6 protein-coding genes are annotated in these 6,464 nt (G+C 40.3%); 2 read left to right on the top strand and 4 right to left on the bottom strand.

Annotation, left to right across the window (positions count from 1 at the left end):
- Positions 1 to 87: 87 nt before the first annotated feature.
- The gene (locus DET49_RS13745) at positions 88 to 1,551 is read right to left on the bottom strand and encodes a BCCT family transporter (RefSeq protein WP_133548649.1); all 1,464 of its coding nucleotides are present in this window, start codon (positions 1,549 to 1,551) and stop codon (positions 88 to 90) included.
- A 72-nt stretch (positions 1,552 to 1,623) separates the two neighbouring features.
- On the bottom strand, positions 1,624 to 3,069 hold the full coding sequence (locus DET49_RS13740; RefSeq protein WP_133548648.1) for an SDR family oxidoreductase: 1,446 nt from the start codon (positions 3,067 to 3,069) through the stop codon (positions 1,624 to 1,626).
- Between the two features lie 69 nt (positions 3,070 to 3,138).
- On the opposite strand from DET49_RS13740, the gene DET49_RS13735 reads away from it, so the two are divergent.
- Positions 3,139 to 3,342 (top strand): hypothetical protein, encoded by a 204-nt coding sequence (locus DET49_RS13735; protein ID WP_133548647.1) that lies wholly within the window; start codon positions 3,139 to 3,141, stop codon positions 3,340 to 3,342.
- Between the two features lie 3 nt (positions 3,343 to 3,345).
- Here DET49_RS13735 and DET49_RS13730 read toward each other — a convergent pair whose 3' ends face one another.
- Together DET49_RS13730 and DET49_RS13725 are read right to left on the bottom strand one after the other, a co-directional pair.
- On the bottom strand, positions 3,346 to 3,978 hold the full coding sequence (locus tag DET49_RS13730) for a MarC family protein (protein WP_133548646.1): 633 nt from the start codon (positions 3,976 to 3,978) through the stop codon (positions 3,346 to 3,348).
- 108 nt (positions 3,979 to 4,086) lie between these two features.
- Positions 4,087 to 4,512, bottom strand: coding sequence for a hypothetical protein (locus tag DET49_RS13725; protein WP_133548645.1), 426 nt, complete (start codon positions 4,510 to 4,512; stop codon positions 4,087 to 4,089).
- Positions 4,513 to 4,601: 89 nt separating this feature from the next.
- On the opposite strand from DET49_RS13725, the gene argS reads away from it, so the two are divergent.
- The gene (gene argS, locus DET49_RS13720; RefSeq protein ID WP_133548644.1) at positions 4,602 to 6,380 is read left to right on the top strand and encodes an arginine--tRNA ligase; all 1,779 of its coding nucleotides are present in this window, start codon (positions 4,602 to 4,604) and stop codon (positions 6,378 to 6,380) included.
- Positions 6,381 to 6,464: the final 84 nt, after the last annotated feature.

Raw genomic sequence — 6,464 nt, 5'->3', positions numbered from 1 at the left:
TCTTTCCAGGAAAAAAAACCAGCGATCAAATTTGAAACTCAAACAACCAATCAAATTGCACTGTTCTATTAAATCCTTAGATCGAATTCAGGTTAATAGCATAATTGCGGCGGTAAGAAAGGCAAAAGGAAGCGAACTGATAATCAAAAATTTTTGCATAGCGGAAAGCACATTACTATAGGGTTTTATGGCACCCAGGATCACGATTGCCACTGAAAAGACCAGGATTAGAATCGCCCATATAAACCTGAATTTCTTTTTCGGGTGTTCTTTTCCCCGGTCACTAAACATGCTTAAAACGTAAATAGCGGAATCCACAGAGGTGACAAGGAAACTAATAAGCAGAATTATGGTAATGATATTGGTAAACCCTGAGAGTGGAAAGGCTTCGAAAAAACGAAACAGGGAAGTAAAGACACTATCAAATTCCCCCGAGTAGGTTTCCATATTTGACACAAGATCAAAAGAAGCGGAGCCAAAAACGCTAAACCAAAAGAAACTCCCCAGGGAGGGAATAAGCAAAACTCCCAGAATCATTTCCCGTATACTTCTCCCTTTTGAAATTCTGGCTATAAAAATCCCTGTGAATGGGGCCCAGGCAAGCCAGAAAGCCCAGTAATAATAGGTCCAGTCGGTGAGAAATTCTTTTCCGGGGTCATAGGGTCCAAGTGCCAGGCTAAGCGGGACAAAATGTATGATATAGTTATAAAGCGAGTCAAAAAACTGATTAAAGACCTTCAACATATCAACCTGGAAAAACACAAAGAACAATAGGGCTACCGTGATATAAATATTCCAGTTTGAAATCCGTTTTATGCCTTTCTGAATTCCCGAGAAGGCCGAGATAAAGGCCAGGCTGCAAACTATAAAAACCAAAAAAAGGTTAAGCCATAGCGAACCGGCTGGTTTTGAAATCAGATGGCTAATCCCACCTTCAATTTGCGTAGTACCCAAGCCAATTGCCGCTACAAGCCCAAAGACGGTGGTGAGAATAGTCAGCAGGTCAATACTTTGGGGTAAATATTTTAACTTTTTAAGTGCTGGTAAGCTGGTCCCTAAAAGAATATCAGATTTTCTAACAAAAAGGGAGTAAGCAATAATTAAGGCAAAGATTCCGTAAAAAGCCCAGGCCGTAAACCCCCACTGGTAGAAAGTGTATTCTAAGGCCACTACTTCCGGTGAGGCATTTGTTTGGATTGGAGGATTCAAAAACATAAAAACCGGTTCCTGTACTGCCCGGAGTAAAATACCGGCACCCATCCCTGCACTGTATAACATCGCGATCCAGGAGAGCCGGTCAAATTCAGGGGGCGAATTACCCAGTCTTATTTTTCCAAACCTGGAAAGTGCGATAAAGATGAGAAAGAAAACGCATAGCAAACCGAGCCATAAATAAAATCCGCCAAAAAGCTCCCTGACCCAGATGGAAGCATTTTCGATGAATTCATAAAAAAATTCAGTAAAGGAAAAGATGAAAAGCGCGATAAAAAATAAAATCCCCGATGCAATATATGGCAGTGGATTTTTATGAAAAGCTTGAAATATTTGCATCAAAATTTATTGCTTTTCGGTTGGTGTTTGGACAGAAAGCGCTTTTTTCAAATGTAAACAATTCAGCCTTTATCATGCAACCTGCTTTTTTGGCTCGCCATTAGCAATTTTATTGAGCATCCCTTCAAAAATAAAATAGTGAAAGGGATACATAGCATACCAATATAACCTGCCCCAGATTCCTTTGGGCCTAAAGGTAGCCGTCTGGTGAAGTACATTTTCCTTATCGATACAAAATTCTAACCAGGCCTCCCCTGGAACCTTCATTTCAGCAAATAATAACAGCCTTCTTTCTTCTTTGTCAGCTAAAAGAACCCGCCAAAAATCTAAAGAATCTCCCGAGGCAATTTTATTAGGATGAGTTCTTCCACGGCGTAAACCGACTCCGCCAAAAAGTTTATCTATATACCCTCGAAATTTCCATAACCAGTTCCCGTAATACCATCCATTTAGACCGCCAATGGCCCAAATACGTTGCAGAACCAGCTCTGGGTTTTCCACTTTGGCCGATTGCTTATCCTGAAGACACCCATATTTTGGCACCTGAATGTATTTGTTTAGCTCCTTGCTAAAGCGGCCACTGCTTAAGGAATCTTTCCAGCTGGAAATCACCTGGTTCTGTTCGATCTTGTAAAATGCAAGTGCTATAGCTTCCGTATAGGAAATGGGCTTAATGTTAAGGATTTCCTGCAGGCGTGTATCATTGGTAATTACTTCAACCCGCATGCTGTCAACCAGGTTCTGTGCGAGTTTATAGGAAGTTGAAGTGACAAAATAAAGCCAGTAGGACGAAAGTTTTGGGGACATTACCGGTACGCTCAGAATCCATAATTTAAGTTTGCGTACTTCCGCATATTTCAACATCATTTCTTTATAGGTAAGCACATCCGGCCCCCCAACATCAAAAGATTCATTATAACATTCTTCCTTTCCTATAACCCCGGTCAGAAATTTAATGATATCCCGAATAGAAATAGGCTGGCATTTAGTTTCGACCCAGCTTGGGGTAATCATAACCGGGAGTTTCTCACATAAATCCCTTATGATTTCAAAAGATGAACTTCCCGAACCGACAATAATAGCGGCTCGTAAAACGCTAAGGTTAAAATCACCTTCATATAGAATCTCCTCTACTTTTTTTCGCGACTTTAGGTGCTTGGATAGTTCTTCTTCGTTGATGATCCCACTTAGATAGATCACCTGCTTTACCGAGGTGCCGGCCATGATTTTATTGAAATTCTTTGCGGCCATTGCCTCCTGGGTATCAAAATCTTTAGTAGACCCGCTCATGGAATGGATAAGATAATAGGCCACATCAATATCCATTATCTTTTCGGGAGCCTTCTCATCTTTCAGGAAATCCAGTTCCACAATCTCGACTTTTTCCAACAAGTCTTCCCTGGAGGTGAACCGGTTTTTATTTCGAACCGCACAGATCACCTGGTGTCCCTGTTCTAGAAGTTCGGGCAGTAAGCGCATTCCTATATAACCATTGGCACCCGTTAGCAGAATTTTCATAGAAAGATTTTAAGCTTAAAATACCAATTAAATTAGTACTTTTCAGCCAGATTAGTAAAACTTTATAATATGAGTAACGTGCTTAAAATAGTGCTTTTGGTAGTTGGAATCGGAATGATTGCTTACGGATTATACAGACTGATCACGCCCGAATTCGCCCTTGACGCAGGACCTCTTCAATTTGAAGCTCACGGTGATAATACCCAATCCTACGCCATGATAGGTTTTGGTATTTTAGCGCTCATAGGCGGGCTGGCATTTGGGAAACGCTGATTTTTAATTTAAGCCGGTGCTCAAAACCGCGATTACCGAAGAGCTTATATATTCAATACCAATGGCAATTACTATAAAGCCGATAATACGTGAAATAGCATTAATTCCTGAGGCGCCAAGCATTTTTACAATATAGTGAGCACTTCTTAAAACAAGGAAAGTAGCTAAACAGACCCCAAGGATTGCAAAAATGGTAATGAGCTTTTCAGAAATTAAGCTATAGTCCTCATACATCCCGATAAGAAGTGAAATGGATCCTGGCCCGGCTAACATAGGTATGGCAAGGGGTGTAAGAGAAACACTCTCTCTTTGAAAAACATCATCTCTTACCCTTTCCTTTTCCATTCCTTTATGTTTTGAAAAGGAACCGGTAAGTAAAGCAAATCCTGAGGTAACAATTATTAGTCCTCCTGCAATTCTTAGGGATTCGATACTAATACCGAAGAAATGTAAAATGAATCTACCGGTAAAAAATGAAATGACCAGGATTACAAAAATATTAATAGCGGTAAGCAGGGAGGTTTTAGAGCGCTCCAAAGCACTATATTGCCGGGTCAAACCTACAAAGATTGGCACAGTTCCCAGGGGGTTTATCACCGAAAATAGAGCAGCGAAAACATAAATAAATAACTCCATTTCTTTTTTCGACAAAATTGCAGCAGAAGTGCCAATGAGAAATTAAGAGGAGATTAATCTTGGGTTATCATTCCTAATAGAAAAGGCCTGGGGTTTGTAAAACTATGGTTAAAGATCGCCGACCTGGGTCAGTGCGTTATCGGTTTTATAATCCAGGATTTTTTTAAAATACTTATGAATAGCAGGAGTATCCGCCTTAACTTTAATTTTCGAATGATCCTTATAGATAGAATATTCTTCAGCTTTGCCCTTGTACAGATGAAGTTTGTAATAAGGGATCACCAGGGCATAAGTTTCGAGCAGGGCCCTGAACATGACAATAATTCCTTTGGGTCGCATTTCAACATTACAGGTGTTGGTGTTGTTATCCAAAACCAGGAGATTATGAATATCAATACTGGTATCGGTGATCTGTAATTTTGGAGAACCTGTTCCGTTTAATTTCATGCGTGCCAAAAGGGTAAAAGGTTGGCCTACTTCCTTATCAATTTTCGCTTTGGTTTTTGCCCGGTTATAGGAGATATTTAATAACATAGGTTTTTGTTTAAAGATAGGTAAATTATAGGCAAAAGCCTATTTTCTGTTATCTTTGCAGGGCTTAAAACTATAAACAGAAGTAAGAAATGAATATCCAAAGTACCCTCGCTGCCCAGGTAAAGGAAGCCGTGAAAAAAAATTATGATGTAGCTATTGAAAACCTGGAATTTCAGCCTACCCGTAGGGATTTTGAAGGAGATATAACCCTGGTGACCTTCCCGATGCTTGGAGTACTAAAAACAAATCCCGTAAAGCTGGGAGAAGAAATCGGAAATTATTTAAAAGAAAATGTTGCTGAGGTTTCAGGATTCAACGTGGTAAAAGGTTTTTTAAATATCGTTTTAAGTGATGCCTATTTTCTTGATTTTTTCAATGAAGTAAAAAGCAGGAAGGATTTCGGAATGGTACCCGCTGCTGAGGATGCGCAGGGAATCATGGTGGAATATTCCTCACCCAATACCAACAAACCATTGCATTTAGGTCATATCAGGAATATTCTTTTAGGCTTTTCTGTAGCTGAAATCTTAAGTGCAGCCGGAAATAAGTCCTACAAAACCCAGATTATAAATGATCGCGGTATTCATATTTGCAAATCAATGCTGGCCTGGGAACGCTTCGGAAAGGGAGAGACCCCCGAATCCACTGGTTTAAAAGGCGATAAACTAGTTGGGAATTATTATGTAAAATTTGACCAGGAGTATAAAAAGCAGGTTTCCGAATTAATGGAAACCCAGGGAATTTCTGAGGAAGCTGCCAAAGCTGAAGCACCAATTCTGGTAGAAGCGAAGCAAATGTTACTGAAATGGGAGGCCGGCGATCCTAAGGTGGTTGCCCTATGGGAAAAAATGAATCAGTGGGTTTACCAGGGATTTGAAAAGACCTACGATGCCCTGGGAGTGGATTTTGATAAAAATTATTATGAAAGCGACACCTATTTGTTGGGCAAGGATGTGGTGAACCAGGGCCTTGAAAAAGGGGTATTTTATAAAAAACAGGACGGCAGTGTTTGGATAGACCTTACCGATGAAGGCCTGGATGAGAAGATCGTTCTCAGAAGCGATGGCACGGCTGTTTATATGACCCAGGACATAGGGACCGCCATCCAGAGGGTAAAGGATTTTGAAATTAACGGGATGGTCTACACCGTGGGTAACGAACAGGATTATCATTTTAAAGTTTTATTTTTAATTCTGAAAAAACTAGGGTTTGACTGGGCGGACTACCTTTATCACCTAAGTTATGGAATGGTTGACCTGCCTAGCGGAAAAATGAAAAGTCGTGAAGGTACCGTGGTCGATGCAGACGACCTCATTGCAGAAATGACGGAGACCGCCAGGAACATTTCTGAAGAATTGGGGAAATTGGAAGGCTATACTGATCTTGAAAAAGAGGAACTCTATCGAATTATTGGTTTGGGAGCTTTGAAGTATTACATTTTAAAAGTAGATCCTAAAAAGCGGATCTTATTCAATCCCGAAGAATCAGTAGATTTCCAGGGGAACACCGGGCCGTTTATTCAGTATACCTATGCCAGAATCCAGTCGATCATAAGAAAAGCCGATTTCGATTTTAACAAACCTGTTCAGGATTATTCTTTCCATCCAAAGGAACGTTCATTAATCAAACAGCTACAGCTATATCCCGAGACGATTCAGCTAGCGGCGGAAAATCATAGCCCGGCGCTTATTGCCAACTACACCTACGAGCTGGTAAAGGAATTCAATTCATTCTATCAAAACGTAACGATTTTAGGGACAGAAGATTTTTCTAAAAAGACCTTAAGGGTTCAGTTGGCCAATAGTGTGGGGAATGTTATAAAATCCTCATTTGGCTTACTGGGCATTAAGGTCCCTGAGCGGATGTAGATGGAGCAGCTAAATAATAAAGGCCGAGTAAAATAAAAACTTTTCACTTCAGGCTCAAATCATTAAATTTGCAATTCGTTAGAA

The organism is Salegentibacter sp. 24 (assembly GCF_004362395.1).
Lineage (GTDB): Bacteria > Bacteroidota > Bacteroidia > Flavobacteriales > Flavobacteriaceae > Salegentibacter.
The sequence above is the reverse complement of the archived record's forward strand: the minus strand, read 5'-3'. Positions and strand labels throughout refer to the sequence as shown.

What these genes read in the sequence shown, in the direction of transcription:
- DET49_RS13735 (WP_133548647.1), top strand. Translation starts at nt 3,139, where the DNA reads ATGAGTAACGTGCTTAAAATAGTGCTTTTGGTAGTTGGAATCGGAATG.
- DET49_RS13725 (WP_133548645.1), bottom strand. Translation starts at nt 4,512, where the DNA reads ATGTTATTAAATATCTCCTATAACCGGGCAAAAACCAAAGCGAAAATT.
- DET49_RS13745 (WP_133548649.1), bottom strand. Translation starts at nt 1,551, where the DNA reads ATGCAAATATTTCAAGCTTTTCATAAAAATCCACTGCCATATATTGCA.
- DET49_RS13730 (WP_133548646.1), bottom strand. Translation starts at nt 3,978, where the DNA reads ATGGAGTTATTTATTTATGTTTTCGCTGCTCTATTTTCGGTGATAAAC.
- DET49_RS13740 (WP_133548648.1), bottom strand. Translation starts at nt 3,069, where the DNA reads ATGAAAATTCTGCTAACGGGTGCCAATGGTTATATAGGAATGCGCTTA.
- argS (WP_133548644.1), top strand. Translation starts at nt 4,602, where the DNA reads ATGAATATCCAAAGTACCCTCGCTGCCCAGGTAAAGGAAGCCGTGAAA.